The following is an 18997-nucleotide window of genomic DNA, read 5'->3' as shown; positions in this document are numbered from 1 at the left end:
GACTCGATCCTCCTGATGCCACTCTTGCCAAAGCCAGTTATCTTTCTCTGGAATTTTGACGACCCGACGCAATCATTGTGGCGAGGGAGCTTGCTCCCGCTCGGCGGCGCAGCCGTCGTCAGAACCGTTTAAGCGGACTACCTGACACGGCTTGGGGCTGCTTTCCAACCCAGCGGGAGCAAGCTCCCTCGCCACAAAAGTCCACTCGGCATTGGCTCCCTTTTCAGCGTCCCGGCGCAATGTTCTGCACCTGCGCCCCGCCATTGACCCGCACCTGCAACGCCGACTCACTGGCCAACGGCCCCGATGCCGGCCAGCGCATCACTGCTCCCGGCAGCACATAACCGAGCAGGCCTTCGGCCAATGGTTTGCTCTGCCCGCCCTGTTTGATCACCACATCGGTCAGCCGCGCATGCACCGCGCCCTGATTGCGCACCTCGATATAGGGCCGACCGTCCACCGCCACCGTGCGCCAGCTCAGCTGCGGCACGCCGATACCTTTGGGATCACGCGGGCGGCTGCTGTCTTCCTTGCTCCACAGCCCCGCGCCGTAAGCAAACAACGGCACCGAATAGCGCATCTGAAAGCGGATCGCGGCGGCGGTCTTGCCGCCCTCGGCAGCCGGCGGCTGGGCGGAAGGGATTTCGTCGATAATGATCCGGTAGGCCAGTTCCTGCCCCGGCGGCACGTCCCTGGTCCGGGTCAGACGCACCAGTTGCTTCTGCCCCGGCTCGATCTTCGCTACCGGCGGGCTGCCGATCACGTCGCGCTGATTCTGGTATTGCTCTGCAAAACCGCTCTGGCTCCAGCCGAACACACGGATCTGCAGGTTGGCGGTTTCCGTGCCACGGTTTTCCAGCCATAGCGCACTGGCCTGTTGATCGGCCTCCAGCACCGGATCGATCGGCCAGATCAGCACCGAGCTGGCGGCCTGCGCATGGCCGGCCCCGAGCATGACCAGCGCCAGCAACGCGCCCTGCAACAACGAATGCCCAGACGTAACTGCCCCCATGAACCTGCTCCTTGTCGGCCATTCAAATGTCGCTTTACCACGACAGCTGCACCTGCAACACGTCGCTGTACGTCCCCCCGGGCTGATTGCCCGGCAATTGCACCTGGCCGTAAATCGGCAGGCTGATGTTGTTTGCATCGCTATAGGCCACCGCCACGCTCTGGCCGATGCCCAGGCTCTGGCTGTAAGCCGCATCGCGAAACAGCGCATACGCCACCCGCGCACTGCCGCTGTTGATCTGCATATGCCGACCGCTGCTGTTGTACTGGCCGCCATCGACGCTCATGTTCAAGGTCACACCGGGGGTGCATTGCAGCTGCACGCCGCCGGTCAATGCCACTTGCACCGTTCCCGTCGCGAGGGCCGAGCGCGAGCCGAAATTCAGCCCACCGTAATTCGACACCCCGCCGACTATGAGACACCCCGGCGTGACGGTCGCGCTGACCTGAAAGCTCTGGCTTGTCGCCGCCCCCAGCGGCAGCGGCACACTGCCCGCACAGAGCAGGAGCAGCGCGGCACAGCCCTGGCGGCGCATGGCATCAGAACGTCAGTTCGACAGCGACGGTGTCGGTGTACGTCCCGGCCGGCAGTCCAGCCTTGCCCACCGCCTGACCGTAGATATTCACCGTCTGCGCCACGCCAGTGCTGGTCGCCAGGTTGATCGTGCCGTCGATCGGCAGCAGTTGCGAATGCCCGGCATCGGTGTAGAAATCGTACGGCACGTAGTTGGCGACACCGTCGTACAGCGCGCGAGCGCCGCCCGGCGACTGCCCATCGTGAGCACCGGCGCGCACCTTGACCACCGGGGTCGTGCCACTGGAGCAGAGAATCGACAGTGCCCCGCCACCGCCGCCCAGTACCTGCCCGCTCGCGGTGGTGAACAGACTGTTGGCGGTGCCGAAGTTCAGGGCACCGAAGTTCAGCCCGGTGGAACCGCCGGCACCGTTGACCTGACAACTGCTGATCAGGGTCAGGCTGGCGGTGATCTGGCCGGTGACCGTGGTGGCGGCGTTGGCACTGGAAACCAGCGTCAGGCCGAGCAACGACAAACCTATCCTTGATGCAAACTTGCGCATGGTGTCCGTCCTCTACGGGGTTACCAGTCGAGCGTCACCGTCAGCGTGTCGGTGTAGACACCTGCCGGAACCGCGCGGGTATTCGCCACCACCGTGCCAAACACCGGAATCGGTATCTGCGCACCGCTGGTGACAGCGAAATTGTGTTGTTGGCCAATGCTGTAGCGCTGGCTGCCGGAGGCATCCAGAAAGAGTTGATAAGGCAGGGTCTGGCGCCCGTTGCTCAGGCGGCGGGTGGTGCCGTCGCCGTGGCTGCCGCCATCGATGGTGACGGTGAACCCGGTGACCGAAGGATTGCAGGCGACGTTCAGCTTGCCGCTGCTGTCGCCGTCGAGACTGGCCTTGATCGGCGTGTTCCAGGTCGGCCCCTGCTGACCGAAATCGAGGGTGCCCAGATTGCTCACCGGGATCGCCGGGGTGGCGCTGTTGGTGACTTCGCACCCGGCGATCAGGATCAGCCGCGCATTGATCTGCCCACTGATCGCCGCCTGTGCGTCGTCGGCGAGCAACAGCAACGTACCCGTGGCGATAACCATCCAGTGCTTGCCTGTCATTGCGTCCGTCCTACTCCTTCAGGATGCCTGCGTACCTTGCGTTCAGCATTGAACGCCCCTTCCCTGCGCAACCCGCCTCCAGCGAATTGCCTGAAATCCTGCACTCACCAGGTCACGGTGACCTTGACCAGATCCGAATAGCGGCTGACCTGCGGCACCTGCGCCAGACGCTCGATCCGCGCGTACAGCGGCAGCTCCACAGTGCCGGTGTCCGGCACCCGGCCGCTGACTGGCACGTTCACCACCAGCGGCACCCGGCGCGCCGCGTCCTGATACAGCCGATAAGGTATCGGCCTGCTCCCCGCCGCCCCCGCCATGTAGCGAACCTCACCAACGCCACCATGCAGGCCACCGTCGACCCGCAGCTGATACGGCGTGTCGGGGTTGCACTCCAGGCGCGGCAGACGCTGGTTGGTCAGCGCCGCGCCCAGTGGCCCGGCCGGGTCATCGAGACGCGCAGTACTGCCGAAATCCAGCACCCCCAGCTGTTCGTTACCCGCCTCGCGCTGCTGGCCGATCAACTGGCAGCCACGCTGCACGTCAACGCGGACTTCAACCTGAAGATCCGCCGCATGCACCGAGGCCCCCAGCACCCCGAGCAGGCCCATCACCACACGTACAATCACTGTCCCATTCCTTGTGAGGGAACATCCTGGATGACGTTACTGTGTTTCAGGTTAGCAACGGTCGACGAATCCGCCAGTCGATTGGATCCATGGATCTGCCGGGATATGTTTCGAAAGTTTGGCAACACGGCGAATTACATTGCTGAAAATAGCTGTACGTCCCGCACAAATCTGTTCAGTGATCGCCCACAGTCGACGAGCCGCGATGGAAGCCTGGCGCAGCCTCTGGTTACACTACGGCGCCGCGCTCCCGGGCGCCGGTCTGATGAACACGGAGTGACTGCACTGTGCCCTCTCGAGCGCCCAAACGATCGCCACTGACCCTACGCTGGTCGGCGCTGCGCCGCTGGTTCGCCAAGGGCCGGCCCGCGCATGCCGGGCATGACGCGAATGCGCAGTCGATCCGCGACTATTTCCGGCACAAGGCCCATGGCCAGGGTTACACCCTCAGCCACAGCCAGCAGCGGGTGATCGATTGCATGGCGCAGCAGGCCAGCCTGTTGTTCGGCACCAAGCCGCAAACGCCGCCGAGCCTGTACCTGCATGGCGCGGTCGGACGCGGCAAGAGCTGGCTGCTCGACGGTTTTTTCCAGGCACTGCCGACCGCGCAGAAACAACGCGTGCATTTCCATGAATTCTTTGCCCGGTTGCATCAGGGCATGTTCAACCATCGCGAACAGGACGACGCTCTCGGCGTCACCCTCGACGAGCTGTTAGACGATTGCCGGGTACTGTGTTTCGACGAATTTCATGTGCATGACATCGGCGATGCGATGCTCATCACCCGCCTGTTCAAGGCTTTGTTCCAGCGCGGGATTCTGCTGCTGGTGACCTCCAACTATCCGCCTGAAGGCTTGCTGCCCAACCCGCTCTATCATGCGCGCTTCAAACCGGTGATCGACTTGATCAATGCCCGAATGCAAGTGATGGAGGTCGGCGGCCCGCACGATTACCGCAGCCAGGCGAGTAACCATGCGCATCAGGTTTTCACGCAGGGCCACTATGTGTGGCCAGCCACCGAAACCCAGCGCCAGACCCTGAACCTGCCGCCCGAAGGTGCCCCGGCCATTGCGTTACCAGTGGGCAGCCGACACGTTCAGGCGCGCCTGTGTGATGGCAGCCGGGTCGCTTTCACCTTCAACGATGTGTGCGAGCAACCGACGGCGGTGATGGATTACCTGGAGCTGTGTCGGCGTTTCGACCAGTGGATCATCGACGACCTGCCAGAGCTGGGTGAGTGCCCGATCGCCGCGCAACAGCGCTTCATCAACCTGATCGACGTGCTCTACGACCAGGATAAACACCTGACCGTGCTCAGCCACTTGCCACTGCGCGAAGCGCTTGGCGGCAATGCCATCGACCTGGCCCGCACCCGCAGCCGTCTGGGACAGTTGCAGGAAACCCACTGACCCACTCAAGTCCCTTGTGGGAGCGAGCCTGCTCGCGAAAGCGTCCTGTCAGCCAATATTTCGCCAACTGACACTCCGTCTTCGCGAGCAGGCTCGCTCCCACAGGAATTAAAGGGGCCTCTGGGTCAGATCAATGCAAATCCAGGCTTTGCCGTTATCATGTCGCCCATTCCGAGCGCCCGGCGCTTCTTTCCTTTGATAGTGAACATCCCCATGCACACCCTTGCTCAATTGCGCGCCGGCGAGTTGTCGGGCATTACCCGGCTGGATCTGTCTTGCGGCCTGACCGAGTTCCCCCGGGAGATTTTCGAGCTGGCCGATACGCTGGAGGTGCTCAACCTCAGCGGCAACGCCTTGAGCAGCTTGCCCGACGACCTGCACCGCCTGACCAGGATGCGCATTCTGTTCTGCTCGGACAACCGCTTCACCGAGGTACCGGAATGCGTCGGAAAATGCGCGGCGCTGACGATGATCGGCTTCAAGGCCAACCGCATCAGCCACGTGCCGGGCGCAGCACTGCCGCCGCTGCTGCGCTGGTTGATCCTGACCGACAACTGCATCGAAAGCCTGCCCACCGAACTGGGTGAGCGCCCGTATCTGCAAAAACTGCTGCTGGCCGGCAATCGCCTGCAAGCGTTGCCCGCCTCAATGAGCCAATGCCACCGCCTGGAGCTGATCCGCATCGCCGCCAACCGCCTGCGTGAACTGCCGCAGTGGTTGCTGACCCTGCCAAGCCTGACCTGGCTGGCGTACGCGGGTAATCCGCTGGAAACCGAGGCCGATGCCGCCGCGCTGGAAGCCACGCCGCTGATCGACTGGTCGGCGCTGCGTCTGGAACAGCGCCTGGGCGAAGGCGCCTCGGGGGTGATTTCCAGGGCGCAGTGGCAGCGCGCCGACGGCTCGCAGGTGCCGGTCGCGGTGAAGCTCTATAAAGGTGAAATGACCAGCGACGGTTCGCCGCTGCACGAAATGAATGCCTGCATCACCGCCGGCCTGCACCCGAACCTGATCCGCGTGGAAGGCCGTATTCACGGGCATCCCGATGGCCAACAGGGGCTGGTGATGCAACTGATCGACCCAAGCTTTCGCAACCTCGCGGCATTGCCGAGCCTGGCGAGCTGCTCGCGGGATGTGTATGCCGAGGATTGCCGCTTCAGTGCCGAAGTGGCATTGAACATTGCCCAAGGCATCGCTTCGGCAGCCGAACACCTGCATCAACAGGGCATCACCCACGGCGACCTCTATGGCCATAACATTCTGTTGAACGAACAGGGCGATTGCTTGCTCGGGGATTTCGGCGCGGCGTCGTTCCATGCCACCACCGACAACCTGGAAACCCGGGCACTGCAACGCATCGAAGTGCGGGCGTTCGGGGTTCTGCTCGGGGAATTGCTGGCGCGCGTCGACTCGGGGTTGAGCGATGAACAGCGCGAGGTGCTGCAAGCGCTGGAGCAGCGTTGCTGTCAGGCAGATGTGCTGGCGCGGCCGGGGTTCGGCGAAGTGATTCAGGTATTGCACACATAATCACAAAAAGATCGCAGCCTGCGGCAGCTCCTACAGGGTTATGTGTACACCTCTAGGAGCTGCCGCAGGCTGCGATCTTTTGATCTTAGCCCGCCAGACCGACAAACATGTCCTGCACGTCGTCGTGGTTGTCGAGGCCTTCGAGGAACGCTTCGACTTCAGCCATCTGCTCGTCGCTCAGGCCGCTGACCGGGTTCTTCGGCTGGTAGCCGAGTTTGGCCGACAGCACCGTGAAACCTTGCTCAGGCAGGGCTTTCTGCACAGCGTCGAGGTCGGTCGGATCGGTCAGGAACAGGGTCGCGCCCTCTTCACCCGGCTCAAAGTCCTGAGCACCGGCTTCGATCGCGGCCATTTCCGGATCGGCGTCCGGGGTGTCCGGCGAGGCTTCGATCATGCCGACGTGGTTGAAGTCCCAGGCCACCGAACCGGAAGCACCCAGTTGCCCCTTGCGGAACGCTACGCGGATTTCCGCAACGGTGCGGTTGATGTTGTCGGTGACGCACTCGACGATCAACGGAACCTGGTGCGGCGCGAAACCTTCGTACGTCACGCGGTGGTATTGCACGGTTTCGCCCAGCAGGCCGGCACCTTTCTTGATGGCGCGGTCCAGGGTTTCCTTGGGCATCGAGGCTTTCTTGGCCTGTTCGACCACCAGACGCAGGTGTGCGTTGGTGGCGGTATCGGCACCGTTGCGGGCAGCGATGGTGATTTCTTTCACCAGTTTGCCGAAGATCTTGCCCTTGGCGTTGGCTGCCGCTTCTTTGTGTTTAACCTTCCACTGTGCGCCCATTACTCACTCTCTTGATCTGTGGCGCCGAGACATCTATTGGCCGACGCGTGGCGCCAAGTTTATACGGCCTAAAGTCGGCAATCGACCAAAAAAATTCATTGTTGAATCGACATCTTCACCACACCTTGTAGGGCGTTTCTGAAAAACCCAATGGCCATGACCATTCGTGCTCGCGTTTTCGTACCCTCTGCTGTCCGTATTACCCCACAGAGCCCGTATGAATGCTCAATGACCAGGAAAGCCCGTACACCCTGACCCTGAACCTGACCGATGGTCAGCTGTGCCTGCCGGTGCTGCGTTTCAACGGCAAGGAAGCACTCAATCAGTCTTTTCGTTTCGAGATTGACGTGATCGGTCTGGCCCCGGCCCTGGCACCGGGCTGCCTGCTGCGCCAACCGGCGTTCATGCGCCTGGGTGTCGATCACGGGATTCACGGCCTGATCCACAGCGTCAATTGCGAGCATCGCGCCAGCCACCGCATCGGCTACAGCTTGACGCTGGTCCCGCACCTGTTGAATCTGGAGCAGTCGCCGCGGCGCCGGGTCTTCGTGCAAGCGAGCGTGCCGGCGATCCTTGCGCAACTGCTCGAAGAACATCAACTGCCGACGGACAGTTACCGGATCGAGATGAGCGTCGGCCAGTACCCGCCACGGGAATTTTGCCTGCAGTACGAGGAAAGCGACCTGGCCTTCCTGCAACGGCTGTGTGAGGAGGAAGGCATTCACTATCACTTCGAACATCGCCCGGATGGGCATGTGGTGGTATTTGCCGATGACAACCTGAGCCTGCCGCAGGAACCGCTGCCAGTGCCGTTTGCCGCTTCCGACGATACGCCATCACCACGCATCAGCACGCTGCTGCAGCGTCATGACGCGACACCGGTCATGGCCGCGCCCGGCATTCGCAACCGGGGTCAGGCGGTCATCACCGCAGACGCGGCAAACCACCCTGTGCCAGCGTTCACACCGCAGAACCTTTCCAGCGACCAACGCCACACCGAACAGCGCAGCCGGCGCCATCTGCAGCGCCAGCGCTGCCAGTCGCGCACGATCCGGGGATCAGGCGACTGCAGCGCGTTGCGCAGCGGCCATTTGTTGCAGATCAGCGAACACCCGATCAACGCCTTCAACGAGCAATGGCTGATCACTGAGCTGCACCATCAAGGCCAGCACCCCTCGATCCTCGATCCGACAACCGACGTGCATCATTATCGAAATGACTTCAGCGCCTTGCCCTGGTCGAGCGATTTTCGCCCGCCCCTGGCGCAACCGCGCCCGAACATCGGCGGCTATCACCTGGCACGAGTGCTGGGATCGCCCGGCCAGCCAGCTGCACTGGATGATCGCGGGCGCATCGGCGTCAGCCTCTGGCCGACGCAGACAGCTGAATCTGCGTGCCTGTGGCTGCCGATCGCGCTGACCGGCACCGGCCGGCTCGCCGCCCACCAGTTGCCCCGCGCCGGCAGTGAGGTGTGGGTGAGCTTCCTCGACAGCGACCCGGATCGACCGATCCTCTGCCTCGCCAACCCGCGTCCCGCGCCACCGAATGAAACGCCACCACCGCGCGACAGCAGCCTGTTGCTCGATTGGCTGCTGCACGGGGCTGATCCGTAAGCATCGCAGACATTGGAATTGAGTACAGCGGCCGGAAACTGGTTGGCTCGGAGGTCGCTATCGCGAGCAGGCTCACTCCTACAGTTGGATTGGGTGCGGGCAGTTGGAGATTGGTCGGCTCGCAGGCCGCTTTCGCTGGCAGGTCAGCTCCCACAAGATCAAGATCAAGATCAAGATCAAGATCAAAAGATCGCAGCCTTCGGCAGCTCCTACACAGGATGAGCGTTAGCTCGGCTGCAGCTCTTGATCTTGCCGTGCCGGCCCCTTCGGCAGGCTGAGTGGAGGGGTTTATCCGGGGGTGGGAGCGCAGCGACCGTTTGGCGAAGCCAAACACATCGAGAGGAGGTGCAGCGAAGCAAACCGGAGGCGATGCCCCCGGATCAATCCCGGAGCGAAGGAACCCGAGCCTAAGCGAGGGCCGTACGCCGGGGCCAAGCCTTTTGCTTACTTTTCGGCGTCTGGAAAAGTGAGTCGCTGTAAGAGCGAAACCATAAGAAGCCGTTACCGCAGAAACGGATATGTACTCGGTAACCCAAAAGAACGCAGCGCTCGCCAGCCCCCAATCACCCCTTGTCAGCCTTCCCCGCCGCCGCCGCAAACTTCGCCAACCGCACATCCAGACGCCGCGGCCGCCACCCATGATCCTCAGCCCGCTCCTTGCGCCGAATCGCATTACGCACCATCAACGACCCCAGATACCGAATCGGCTCCGGCGGAAAATACCCCAGCGGCCCGTTCACCAACGGCGAACGGGTCCAAGGGTTATCGAGCCCCTGCACCAACGAGGCAAGAATCTGCCCGCCCATGTGACACGGCCCGACGCCACTGCCGGAATAACCAAAACCATAAAACACGTTGCCACTGGCACTCATCTGCCCAAAAAACGGCAAACCGGTGACCGAACGATCTGACGGACCATTCCAGGTCGCATCCACCTTGACCCCGGCAAACGCCGGAAAAAACTCCCCCAGGCTGCGCTGGAGCAAATCCGCATAGGGCGAAGGCTGATCAAACACCGGCAACATCCGCCCACCAAACGCGAACGTATTGCCACCCTTGCCGAGCATGATCCGGCCGTCCGGCGTGTTGTGGTAGTAGTGCACGAAAATCCGCGAATCGAGCACCGTAACGCCGCTGGTCAAACCGATCTCCTGCACCAGATCCGGGCGCGGCTCGGTGATCAGCATGTCGCTGGAGACAATCGCCACGCTGCGTTCGAACTGCGGAAACGCCCGGGCCATCCACGCATTCATCGCCAGTACCACGCGGTCGGCTATCACGCAGCCGCCAGCAGTGTGAATACGCGCCGGGCGGCCCTCCTCCAGGCCGGTCATCGCCGTGTTCTCGTGGATCTTCACGCCCAGTTGCAACGCCACCCGGCGCAAGCCGCGCACCAGTTTGCCCGGTTGCACACTGGCCGCCGCTGGCGAGAACCAGCCTTCCAGATGCTTGCTGGAACCGGCCATGCGCTGCACATCGGCAACGGGACGCTGGGTGAACGAGTTGATGCCGTTGCGCTCAAGCGCCGCGATCACCGCGTTGGTGGAACCGACCTGCGCCTTGTTGGTGGCGGTGTACAGCGTGCCGTCGAGGCGGTAATCGGCATCGACGCCGAACTGTTCGCAGAACTCGCCGATGGCGTGGATGCTGCGCTCGGATTCCTTGACCAGGCGCACCGCCTCCTCGACGCCGAACAGCCGCTCGAGGGTGAAATACTTGGCCGACCACGACAACGCGCAACCACCATTGCGCCCACTGGCACCGGCGCCGCAGATATCGGCTTCGATCAGCAGCACATCGAGTTCCGGGTTCTGCTGCTTGAGCATGATCGCCGTCCACAACCCGGTATAGCCGCCGCCGACGATGCACACGTCGGTGCGCACTTCGCCTTGCAGCGGCGGGCACGTCGCGGATGGGTCGGCTTGCAAGGCTTGCTCTAGCCAAAACGGTCGCATGGGATTCTCCAGTCAGATGGCCACGACACAGCCTGCCGCGAACGCCGCAGCAGGCCGCGAGGCAAGGGTTTTCAGTTACGCAGGGGTTTGATGGTCAGCGGGCAATTGGGAATGGCCGCGCGCGGTTCCATCACCCCGACCGGGCGGCTGTTCCAGTGCGGAATCAGCACCAGCGCCGAGAACAACGCGCAGCCGGCGAAGACGATGAACACCGTCACCGAATCGAAGTAACCCGGCAGCAATCCGCCGAGCACCGCGCCGACCGAGCCGCAACCGTTGACGAAACCGGCCGCCGTGGCACCGGCCTTGGCCTTTCCGAAGTCGATGGCGGCCGCGCCGCTGATCATCGAGTCCGGCCCGTACAGGGTCAGGCCCATGACAAACAGCAGCGCCACCACCAGCATCACGCTGCCGGTGTGCAACGCGCCCATGAACAGCGCCAGGGTTACGGTCAGCGCCAGAAGACTGAGGACGCAGGCCGGCATGCGCCGGGCGCCGAACAGCTTGTCCGAGGCCAGGCCGATCATGATCGGCCCAAGCAGACCAGCCAGTTCGAACGAGGTGGGAATGATCGCTGCGCCGACCTTGCCGACACTCGGCATCTGCTCGAAGACGATCACCGGCCCCCACAACAGAATCGCGTAACGCGCCGGTTTCAACATGAAATACGCCAGGCCCAGCACCAGCACCGTGCGATTGCGCAGGATTTCCTTCAACGGCTCCCAGACACTGAGCTTGCTGTTGGCTTCGGTTTCTGCGGCACTGAGTTCCGGCTCCGGTTCAACCGCTGGCAGGCCGACGTCTTCCGGTTTGTTGCGCTGAAAAATGAAGAACAACACCGCCACCACCGCGACCACCACCGCGCTGGAAATGAACGCCGCGTGCCAGGTGCCCATCAGCGTATACGCCCACCAGCCGGCGAACGGCGAGGCCACCAGACCGCCAAACGCATAGCAGGAACTCCACAATCCGAGCACCCGCCCGCGCTGCTGCGCCGGGAAGAAACTGCCGAGGTTTTTGCACAATCCCGACCAGCCAGTGGACTGCGCCAATCCCTGAATCAACATGCAAGTGGCGAAGATCGGCAGCGTGGCGAAGCTGCCCATCACCAATGCCGCGCCAGCGGAAATCAGCAACCCGCCAAGCACCACCACCCTCGGGCCAAAGCGGTCGGCGAGCATGCCCCAGGTGAATTGGCCGATGGCGTAGGCCGCCAGATAGATCGCATCGAGGTTGGCCATGGCCATCTTGTCGAGCATGAAGGTCGGGTCTTCGGCGATGCCCAGTTTGGCCACCGAAAATGCTTTGCGGGTGAAATAGAAAGCGGCGTACGCGAGCCAGGTGACAGCGAAAATCTGCATGCGCCAACGCGCAATGGTGCCGATGTGCTTGTTCATTGTGGTTCTGACCTCAGGGTGTGAGTGTGCCGGCAGAATCGTTAAGTAAACGCCTGTGTTTTTTATTGTTGAGCACTGCGCCAGCGCCCCATCCCTGATGGCGATAGCGGTCAGATGAGTCCTGTGTTGCACGCACAGGCTCATCGCCAACCCTGCTGTCCGAGCGGACAGTCAGCGCTGGCGTGAGCGGATCAAAGCAATTACTGTTTAATAAATAAAATCGATTTATCGTATTTCACACATAAGCCCAGCTTGTTACCGGAGGCCACATGTCCGTGTCCCACGCCCAGCTCAAAGCCTTCCACGCCGTGGCCGTACATGGAAGCTTCACCAAAGCCGCCGAACGGCTTTTTCTCACGCAACCGGCGATTTCCGACCAGGTGCGCAAACTCGAAGAACGCTTTGGTGTGTTGCTGTTCCATCGCAACAAGCGTTCGGTGCGCCTGACCGATCTTGGCGAGCGTCTGCTGGCGATCACCCAACGGCTGTTTGTGATTGAAGCTGAAGCCCAGGAGCTGCTGCAGGAATCCCAGGCGTTGCAGACCGGCAGCCTGATTCTCGCAGTGGACGCGCCGATACACGTGCTGCCGCAGATCGCGCGGTTCTGCGAGCGGTATCCGGGGATCAGCGTGAAGATCGAGACCGGTAACACCGATGAATCGCTGTTTCGCCTGTTCAACTATCAGGCCGATCTGGCGCTGCTCGGGCGTGATGTCACTGATGAACGTCTGCTGTGCGTGCCGCTGCGTAACGACCCGATGGTGGCGTTCGTCTCGCGCCATCACCCGTGGGCCGAGCGCGAGTCGATCTGTCTGGCCGATCTCGATGACACGCCGCTGGTGCTGCGCGAACACGGCTCGGTGACCCGCCAGACCCTGGAAGAAGAAATGGCCCGCGCCGGTTTTCGCATTCGTCCGGCGATTCAGGTCGAGGGCCGGGAAGCCGCACGCGAGGCGGTGGTGGTGGGGATTGGTGTGGGGGTGGTATCAGCGGCCGAGTTTGGCGCGGATTCGCGGGTCTGCGCGTTGCCGATTACCGATTGCACCCGGCGCTTGACCGAGACGCTGGTGTGCTTGCGCGAGCAGAGTTCGCGGCGGGTGGTGGCGACATTTCTCGAGATGGTGCGCGAGAGCCTGACCTGACCCACCTCCTGTAGGAGCTGCCGCAGGCTGCGATCTTTTGATTTTGCTTTTAAAAACGAGATCAAAAGATCGCAGCCTGCGGCAGCTCCTACAGGGGATATGGGCATAGCGCAATTCCTGTGGGAGCGAGCCTGCTCGCGAAGGACGCACCACGGTGTATCAGACTGGCGCCAGGCCGAAGAACGCCTGAATCAGGCGCAACTCCCGCCGCCGCTCCATGCAGCCAATCATGTGCCGATTGACCAGCCCGTCGCCGACAATCGGAATCGCCACCACCCGCGGGTCATGGCTGACCTCCACCGACGACACCACGCCCACCCCCAGCTCCGCCGCCACCGCTTCGGTCACCGCCTCACGGCTATCCAGTTCCAGCAGAACCCGTGGATTGACCGCCGCCTGCGCACACGCCTGATCAAAGGTACGGCGGGTGATCGAACTCGGCTCGCGCAACACCATGATCACCTGATCCAGCTCCTTGAGCCGTACCTCGCCGGCACGCTGCGCCCACGCATGCGCCGCCGGCACCAGTGCGCAGATCCGCGATTCGCTCAACGCTTGCAGATGCAGGCCCTTGCGCGGTTCGACTTCGGTCAGTACTGCCACGTCCGCGTGCTCGGACAGCAGCGCTGCCAGGGTTTCCTGCGCATTACCCAGACGCAGGTTCACCGTGATCCCCGGATAGCGCGCACGCAGGCTGGCGAGCATCGGCATGACCATGTGCGGGCCGTCCGCGGCCACCTCCAGACGTCCGGTCAGCAATTGCCGGTTGGCTTCGAGCAGGGTCTGCGCTTCTTCGGCCAGACCGAACATGGCGCGGGTGATCGCCGCCAGTTTGGTGCCCTCCTCGGTAAGCTCCACCCGGCGTGCGGTGCGACGCAACAAGGTGATCTGGTAGTGCTCCTCCAGCGCCTTGATGTGTCCGGTGACCGCCGGCTGACTGATGAACAGGCGCGCGGCGGCGCGGGTGAAGCTGCCTTCCCGGGCCACGGCGTCGAAGGCGCGCAGCTGGAACAGATTCATGAATAACCCTCGCTGATGGTTGGCATAACAACAAACAATTTGATTGATGACTCGCCGAATTGCAACGTATGCCCCGTAGCTTCATCCCACAGCGCTATCGCGAGGACACACGAATGAGTACTGCCGCACCCATCCTGCTCACTCCCGGCCCGTTGACCACGTCGGCCCGCACCCGCCAGGCAATGATGGTCGACTGGGGGTCATGGGATGACCGCTTCAATCAACTGACCGCCAGCCTCTGCGAGCAATTGCTGGCGATCCTCAACGGCGCCGCCACTCACCACTGCGTGCCGTTGCAGGGCAGCGGCACCTTCGCCGTTGAAGCCGCGATAGGTACCTTGGTGCCACGTGACGGCAAGGTGCTGGTGCTGATCAACGGTGCCTACGGCAAGCGTCTGGCGAAGATCTGCGAAGTACTCGGCCGCTCGTTCAGCACCTTCGAAACCGCCGAAGACGAACCGACCACCGCTGCCGACGTCGACCGCCTGCTGCGCGCCGATGGCGACATCACCCATGTCGCGCTGATCCACTGCGAAACCAGCACCGGCATCCTCAACCCGCTGCCGGAAATCGCCGACGTCGTGCAGCAACACGGCAAGCGCCTGATCATCGATGCCATGAGCTCGTTCGGCGCGTTGCCGGTGGACGCGCAAAAAGTCCCGTTCGATGCGCTGATCGCCGCTTCGGGCAAGTGTCTGGAAGGCGTGCCGGGGATGGGGTTTGTCTTCGCCCGTAAGGAATCGCTGGCTGCAGCCGCCGGCAACTCGCATTCGCTGGCGATGGATCTGCATGACCAGCACAGCTACATGCAGAAGACCGGCCAGTGGCGTTTCACCCCGCCGACCCACGTGGTCGCGGCGCTGCACGAAGCGTTGCTCCAATACAACGAAGAAGGTGGACTGCCTGCTCGACATGCGCGCTACGCCGCCAACTGTCAGGCGCTGATGGAGGAAATGGGCAAGCTCGGCCTGCGCAGCTTCCTGCCGGCGGCGATCCAGGCCCCGATCATCGCCACCTTCCATGCCCCGCAAGATCCGCGCTACCAGTTCAAGGACTTCTACGAACGGGTCAAGGCCAAGGGTTACATCCTCTACCCCGGCAAACTGACTCAGGTCGAAACCTTCCGCGTCGGCTGCATCGGCCACGTCAGCCCGGACGAAATGCGCCAGGCCGTGGCGGCAGTGGGAGAAGTGCTGCGCGAGATGGAAGTGCTCGATATCTGACTCACACCAAAAATCCCCTGTGGGAGCGAGCCTGCTCGCGAAAGCGGTCGAACATTCAACATGGATATCGACCGATTCGACGCCTTCGCGAGCAGGCTCGCTCCCACAGTTTTGAATCGCATTCCAATACAGGATTCTGACCAAAATGAACTACACCAACCCAAGCAAACTGCAAGCCGCCATCCTTGACTGGGCCGGCACCGTGGTCGATTTCGGCTCGTTCGCGCCAACGCAGATCTTCGTCGAAGCCTTCGCCGAATTCGACGTGCAGGTGTCCATCGAAGAGGCCCGTGGCCCGATGGGCATGGGCAAGTGGGACCACATCCGCACGCTATGCGATCAGCCGCAGGTCGCCGAGCGTTATCGCAAAGCGTTCGGCCGCACCCCGACCGACGATGACGTCACCGCGATCTACAACCGCTTCATGCCGCTGCAGATCGAGAAGATCGCCGAGCACTCGGCGCTGATTCCCGGCGCGCTGGAAACTATCGCCAACCTGCGTCAGCAAGGGATCAGGATCGGTTCCTGCTCCGGCTACCCGAAACAGGTGATGGACAAGGTCGTGGCCCTCGCTGCCACTAACGGCTACGTCGCCGACCACGTGGTGGCTACCGACGAAGTGCCGAACGGTCGCCCCTGGCCGGCCCAGGCTCTGGCCAACGTGATTGCGTTGGGCATCGATGATGTCGCGGCCTGCGTGAAGATCGACGACACCGTGCCGGGCATCCTCGAAGGCCGTCGCGCCGGAATGTGGACCGTGGCGCTGATCTGCTCGGGCAACGCGCTGGGCCTGGATTACGCCGGCTACCGGGCACTGGGCAGCGACGAACTGGCCAGCGAACGCAAACGCATCCACGCGCTGTTCGCCGATTCGCGCCCGCACTACATGATCGACACCATCAGCGACCTGCCGGAAGTGATTGCCGACATCAACAAGCGTCTGGCCAATGGTGAAATGCCGCAAAGCTGCTGAATAATGAAAATGCCGCAACGTTGCGAGACGTCGCGGCATTCTTGTCTTTTGCCAGTGCAATACTTTAAAAGTCCCCGACAACTACCAGCACTTTTTTCTCACATCAATTCAGTTAATCTGATTACCGTCAGCGTCAATAATGACACCATCGGGATAATGCGTACTGCCGTCTGGCATGCGCTCGGTTCCATCTTTCCAGACAATTCGGCCATCGACGTATTCCATTGTTCCGTCTGGCCATTCAATGCTGCCATCAGGACGTTCAACTCTTCCGTCCGCATACTGTATAAAACCATCCGGCCGCTTGACCCATTGCTCATCAGCGTCCACCACGCTGCCGTCCGGCAGTCGGCTTGAGCCATCCGAGTTTCGGATCACGCCGACCGTGGCCAACAGATTGAACAGCGCCAGAGGATCTATGCTGATATTCAATGTTGGCCATTGAAGGGGGGCCCTGGGTAACGGGACCGGTTTTGGTGTGGGTGTGGGCGTGGGCGTGGGCTTTGGCACTGGTTTCGGTGTTGGTTTTGGTGCCGGTTTCGGTGCTGGCTTTGGTGCTGGTTTCGGTATTGGCTTTGGTGCTGGTTTCGGTGTTGGTTTTGGTGCTGGTTTCGGTGTTGGTGTTGGTGTTGGTGTTGGTGTTGGCTTCGGCGATGGCTTGGGTTTCGAAACCGGTGGCTTGGCCATCATTCCCTTTTTCACACCCAACTTATACATTTCAGAAACAATCAATCCTTTCATAGTTATCTCCATTAACAACAAAATAAAGCACTGGAAAAATAGACTCAGCATTACCCAATGCGACACCAGAACAATATCGCCCTAACCGACAACTACAAAATCTGAACTAATGCAAAACATGAGAGCACCGTCCAAGGACACTTTCGCGCAAACTTTAAAAACAAGTTCAATCAACAGAAGACACATAGACTGATTCATCTATGAAAAAGTTAATCTGAATTCAGGCGAATCGGCAGAAACCGGATTACAGTGATATGAGGGTATACGCAAAATGCCGGTCCGGGTCTGGATCATGAGGAGTGCAGCATGCCGTGGAAAAGCTCCGTGTCTCGTTACAGTACGGTTTCGATCATGTTGCACTGGCTGATGCTGGTGCTGTTGATCCTGGTGTATGCCAGCATGGAGTTGCGCGGGCTCTTTCCCAAAGGCAGCGGCGGCCGCACGCTGATCCGCGAAGTGCATTACATGCTGGGCCTGACCGTGTTCGTGCTGGTGTGGTTTCGCCTGCTCGCGCGCAGCATTGGCCCGGCGCCGCTGATCTTCCCGGCATCCCCGCAATGGCAAACCCTGCTGGCGCGGGTGATGCACTGGCTGTTGTACCTGTTCATGATCTGCATGCCGATCCTCGGCTGGCTGATCACCAGCGCCGAGGGCCATCAGGTGATGTTCTACGGTTTCGATCTGCCGCTGCTGGTTCATGAGGACAAGACATTCGCCAAGCAGATGGAGCACTGGCACGTATTGATCGGCAATATCGGCTACTGGCTGATCGGCCTGCATGCGCTGGCGGGGCTTTATCACCATTATGTGGTGGGTGATAACACCTTATTGCGGATGATGCCCAAGCGCGGTTGAACATCGCCTCGGTGCAATTCCCCTGTGGCGAGGGAGCTTGCTCCCGCTGGGCTGCGCAGCAGACCTGATCCCTGAAAATGTGGACTGTCAGGCAAACTGTATTCGCTGAATTGACGACGGCTGCGCCGCCGAGCGGGAGCAAGCTCCCTCGCCACAGAAGCTCAACTGTAGGAAGTGAATCCTCGGCGCCCCTGCAAACCGCCCGTGTGCACAAAGATCAGCCGGGTGCCTGACTCAAATCTGCCGGACTCGATCTGCTCCTTGAGCGCCAACAACGCCTTGCCGGTATACAGCGGCTCTAGCGGTAGGCCGCTGGCCTGCTCGGACAGTTGAATAAACTCCCGCAACAACGGATCAACCTTGGCAAAACCACCACGGCTGGCATCGAATAATTCATAACCTGCATTGACCATTCCGGCTTCGCGCAAAATCGCCTCCACCTGCGGCGCCACGCCATGATCCTCCGGCACCGCCAGCGCACCGTACACCGGACGCTCTCCCGCCTCCGCGAGCACCAGTCCTGCCAGGGTCGTCCCGGTGCCGCACGCCAGCCACCAGCCGTGGAAATCGCTCCAGCCCAGCGTGCTCAGTTGGGAACTCACCTGTTGCTTGAGCGCTTTGCAGCCCAGCGCACCGGCCAATCCGCCACCGCCCTCGGGCACTGCGTGCAGATTCGGATACCGTGCCTGCCAGGGCTCCCAGAAGCCGGGATCATGTCGCGCCCGATAGCCGCCGTAACCGAGCCAGTGCAGCTGCATGCCGAATGCCTGCAAATCCGCAACCGTGGGCGTTTGCTGTGGATGGCCACGCAACAGGCCGACCGTTTCGAAACCCAGACGCTTGCCGGCAGCCGCAAGTGCATGCAGATGATTGGAATGCGCGCCACCGAGGCTGATGACGCCCTGCGCACCGGTGCGGTCGGCGGCCTTGAGATGCTCGGTGAGTTTGAACCATTTGTTGCCGCTGATCAGCGGGTCGATCTGGTCGAGGCGCAGGATCGCGACCTCGATTCCGGAGGTGGTGAGCCAGTCGAGTTGAAGCAATTCGAGGGGGGCTTGGGGGAGCCAGTCAGAGGGAAAAAGCATCA

The 18997-nt window shown here is 61.7% G+C and carries 19 protein-coding genes; 8 read left to right on the top strand and 11 right to left on the bottom strand.

Annotated elements, in window-relative coordinates:
• Positions 1-223 precede the first annotated feature (223 nt).
• The 5 genes from LOY52_RS10385 to LOY52_RS10365 all read right to left on the bottom strand — a co-directional run bounded on the left by LOY52_RS10385 (position 224) and on the right by LOY52_RS10365 (position 3250).
• Positions 224-1012, bottom strand: coding sequence for a molecular chaperone (locus tag LOY52_RS10385; protein WP_258679380.1), 789 nt, complete (start codon positions 1010-1012; stop codon positions 224-226).
• Between the two features lie 34 nt (positions 1013-1046).
• On the bottom strand, positions 1047-1547 hold the full coding sequence (locus LOY52_RS10380; RefSeq protein ID WP_258679379.1) for a spore coat U domain-containing protein: 501 nt from the start codon (positions 1545-1547) through the stop codon (positions 1047-1049).
• 4 nt (positions 1548-1551) lie between these two features.
• Complete coding sequence (locus LOY52_RS10375) at positions 1552-2088, bottom strand: spore coat U domain-containing protein (protein WP_098968110.1); 537 nt, start codon at positions 2086-2088, stop codon at positions 1552-1554.
• Between the two features lie 20 nt (positions 2089-2108).
• Positions 2109-2642 (bottom strand): spore coat U domain-containing protein, encoded by a 534-nt coding sequence (locus LOY52_RS10370; protein WP_258679378.1) that lies wholly within the window; start codon positions 2640-2642, stop codon positions 2109-2111.
• 104 nt (positions 2643-2746) lie between these two features.
• Entirely contained in the window at positions 2747-3250 is a 504-nt protein-coding gene (locus tag LOY52_RS10365) for a spore coat U domain-containing protein (RefSeq protein ID WP_408980436.1), read from the bottom strand.
• 305 nt (positions 3251-3555) lie between these two features.
• Here LOY52_RS10365 and zapE point away from each other — a divergent pair, with 305 nt between their 5' ends.
• The gene (gene zapE / locus LOY52_RS10360; RefSeq protein ID WP_258679374.1) at positions 3556-4677 is read left to right on the top strand and encodes a cell division protein ZapE; all 1122 of its coding nucleotides are present in this window, start codon (positions 3556-3558) and stop codon (positions 4675-4677) included.
• Between the two features lie 213 nt (positions 4678-4890).
• Positions 4891-6201, top strand: a complete 1311-nt coding sequence (locus tag LOY52_RS10355) for a leucine-rich repeat-containing protein kinase family protein (RefSeq protein ID WP_258679373.1) — start codon at positions 4891-4893, stop codon at positions 6199-6201.
• Positions 6202-6286: 85 nt separating this feature from the next.
• On the opposite strand, the gene LOY52_RS10350 is transcribed toward LOY52_RS10355, so the two are convergent.
• Positions 6287-6991 carry a YebC/PmpR family DNA-binding transcriptional regulator gene (locus LOY52_RS10350; protein ID WP_007961154.1) on the bottom strand — a complete coding sequence of 235 codons (705 nt, stop codon included), beginning with the start codon at positions 6989-6991 and terminating at the stop codon, positions 6287-6289.
• Between the two features lie 221 nt (positions 6992-7212).
• Between LOY52_RS10350 and LOY52_RS10345 the strand changes: the two genes are divergently transcribed.
• Positions 7213-8604, top strand: coding sequence for a type VI secretion system Vgr family protein (locus LOY52_RS10345; protein WP_258679371.1), 1392 nt, complete (start codon positions 7213-7215; stop codon positions 8602-8604).
• A 563-nt stretch (positions 8605-9167) separates the two neighbouring features.
• Here the strand turns inward: LOY52_RS10345 and LOY52_RS10340 are convergent.
• Together LOY52_RS10340 and LOY52_RS10335 are read right to left on the bottom strand one after the other, a co-directional pair.
• Positions 9168-10559, bottom strand: coding sequence for an FAD-dependent oxidoreductase (locus LOY52_RS10340; protein WP_258679370.1), 1392 nt, complete (start codon positions 10557-10559; stop codon positions 9168-9170).
• 71 nt (positions 10560-10630) lie between these two features.
• Complete coding sequence (locus tag LOY52_RS10335) at positions 10631-11956, bottom strand: MFS transporter (RefSeq protein WP_258679369.1); 1326 nt, start codon at positions 11954-11956, stop codon at positions 10631-10633.
• A gap of 269 nt (positions 11957-12225) precedes the next feature.
• Between LOY52_RS10335 and LOY52_RS10330 the strand changes: the two genes are divergently transcribed.
• On the top strand, positions 12226-13098 hold the full coding sequence (locus tag LOY52_RS10330; RefSeq protein ID WP_258679368.1) for a LysR family transcriptional regulator: 873 nt from the start codon (positions 12226-12228) through the stop codon (positions 13096-13098).
• 159 nt (positions 13099-13257) lie between these two features.
• On the opposite strand, the gene LOY52_RS10325 is transcribed toward LOY52_RS10330, so the two are convergent.
• The gene (locus LOY52_RS10325; protein ID WP_258679367.1) at positions 13258-14118 is read right to left on the bottom strand and encodes a LysR substrate-binding domain-containing protein; all 861 of its coding nucleotides are present in this window, start codon (positions 14116-14118) and stop codon (positions 13258-13260) included.
• Positions 14119-14231: 113 nt separating this feature from the next.
• Between LOY52_RS10325 and LOY52_RS10320 the strand changes: the two genes are divergently transcribed.
• Together LOY52_RS10320 and phnX are read left to right on the top strand one after the other, a co-directional pair.
• Complete coding sequence (locus LOY52_RS10320) at positions 14232-15341, top strand: 2-aminoethylphosphonate--pyruvate transaminase (protein WP_258679366.1); 1110 nt, start codon at positions 14232-14234, stop codon at positions 15339-15341.
• A gap of 145 nt (positions 15342-15486) precedes the next feature.
• The gene (gene phnX / locus LOY52_RS10315) at positions 15487-16314 is read left to right on the top strand and encodes a phosphonoacetaldehyde hydrolase (RefSeq protein ID WP_258679365.1); all 828 of its coding nucleotides are present in this window, start codon (positions 15487-15489) and stop codon (positions 16312-16314) included.
• Positions 16315-16422: 108 nt separating this feature from the next.
• Here phnX and LOY52_RS10310 read toward each other — a convergent pair whose 3' ends face one another.
• Positions 16423-16746, bottom strand: a complete 324-nt coding sequence (locus tag LOY52_RS10310) for a T-complex 10 C-terminal domain-containing protein (protein ID WP_258679364.1) — start codon at positions 16744-16746, stop codon at positions 16423-16425.
• A 52-nt stretch (positions 16747-16798) separates the two neighbouring features.
• Between LOY52_RS10310 and LOY52_RS10305 the strand changes: the two genes are divergently transcribed.
• Together LOY52_RS10305 and LOY52_RS10300 are read left to right on the top strand one after the other, a co-directional pair.
• Complete coding sequence (locus tag LOY52_RS10305; RefSeq protein ID WP_258679363.1) at positions 16799-17140, top strand: hypothetical protein; 342 nt, start codon at positions 16799-16801, stop codon at positions 17138-17140.
• A gap of 221 nt (positions 17141-17361) precedes the next feature.
• The gene (locus tag LOY52_RS10300) at positions 17362-17910 is read left to right on the top strand and encodes a cytochrome b (protein ID WP_258679362.1); all 549 of its coding nucleotides are present in this window, start codon (positions 17362-17364) and stop codon (positions 17908-17910) included.
• 161 nt (positions 17911-18071) lie between these two features.
• Here LOY52_RS10300 and LOY52_RS10295 read toward each other — a convergent pair whose 3' ends face one another.
• Positions 18072-18995: a 1-aminocyclopropane-1-carboxylate deaminase/D-cysteine desulfhydrase gene (locus LOY52_RS10295; RefSeq protein WP_408980428.1), complete on the bottom strand. Its 924-nt coding sequence runs from the start codon at positions 18993-18995 to the stop codon at positions 18072-18074.
• Between the last annotated feature and the right edge of the window lie 2 nt (positions 18996-18997).

This window comes from Pseudomonas sp. B21-051, assembly GCF_024748795.1.
GTDB classification, from domain to species: Bacteria; Pseudomonadota; Gammaproteobacteria; order Pseudomonadales; family Pseudomonadaceae; genus Aquipseudomonas; species Aquipseudomonas putida_A.
The sequence above is the reverse complement of the archived record's forward strand: the minus strand, read 5'-3'. Positions and strand labels throughout refer to the sequence as shown.

Excerpts from the sequence above, each read along its gene's own strand:
- LOY52_RS10335 (WP_258679369.1), bottom strand. The coding sequence starts at position 11,956 with ATGAACAAGCACATCGGCACCATTGCGCGTTGGCGCATGCAGATTTTC.
- LOY52_RS10375 (WP_098968110.1), bottom strand. The coding sequence starts at position 2,088 with ATGCGCAAGTTTGCATCAAGGATAGGTTTGTCGTTGCTCGGCCTGACG.
- LOY52_RS10365 (WP_408980436.1), bottom strand. The coding sequence starts at position 3,250 with ATGGGCCTGCTCGGGGTGCTGGGGGCCTCGGTGCATGCGGCGGATCTT.
- LOY52_RS10340 (WP_258679370.1), bottom strand. The coding sequence starts at position 10,559 with ATGCGACCGTTTTGGCTAGAGCAAGCCTTGCAAGCCGACCCATCCGCG.
- LOY52_RS10350 (WP_007961154.1), bottom strand. The coding sequence starts at position 6,991 with ATGGGCGCACAGTGGAAGGTTAAACACAAAGAAGCGGCAGCCAACGCC.
- LOY52_RS10320 (WP_258679366.1), top strand. The coding sequence starts at position 14,232 with ATGAGTACTGCCGCACCCATCCTGCTCACTCCCGGCCCGTTGACCACG.
- LOY52_RS10385 (WP_258679380.1), bottom strand. The coding sequence starts at position 1,012 with ATGGGGGCAGTTACGTCTGGGCATTCGTTGTTGCAGGGCGCGTTGCTG.
- LOY52_RS10330 (WP_258679368.1), top strand. The coding sequence starts at position 12,226 with ATGTCCGTGTCCCACGCCCAGCTCAAAGCCTTCCACGCCGTGGCCGTA.
- LOY52_RS10380 (WP_258679379.1), bottom strand. The coding sequence starts at position 1,547 with ATGCGCCGCCAGGGCTGTGCCGCGCTGCTCCTGCTCTGTGCGGGCAGT.
- LOY52_RS10300 (WP_258679362.1), top strand. The coding sequence starts at position 17,362 with ATGCCGTGGAAAAGCTCCGTGTCTCGTTACAGTACGGTTTCGATCATG.
- phnX (WP_258679365.1), top strand. The coding sequence starts at position 15,487 with ATGAACTACACCAACCCAAGCAAACTGCAAGCCGCCATCCTTGACTGG.
- LOY52_RS10345 (WP_258679371.1), top strand. The coding sequence starts at position 7,213 with ATGCTCAATGACCAGGAAAGCCCGTACACCCTGACCCTGAACCTGACC.
- LOY52_RS10355 (WP_258679373.1), top strand. The coding sequence starts at position 4,891 with ATGCACACCCTTGCTCAATTGCGCGCCGGCGAGTTGTCGGGCATTACC.
- LOY52_RS10325 (WP_258679367.1), bottom strand. The coding sequence starts at position 14,118 with ATGAATCTGTTCCAGCTGCGCGCCTTCGACGCCGTGGCCCGGGAAGGC.
- LOY52_RS10370 (WP_258679378.1), bottom strand. The coding sequence starts at position 2,642 with ATGACAGGCAAGCACTGGATGGTTATCGCCACGGGTACGTTGCTGTTG.
- LOY52_RS10295 (WP_408980428.1), bottom strand. The coding sequence starts at position 18,995 with ATGCTTTTTCCCTCTGACTGGCTCCCCCAAGCCCCCCTCGAATTGCTT.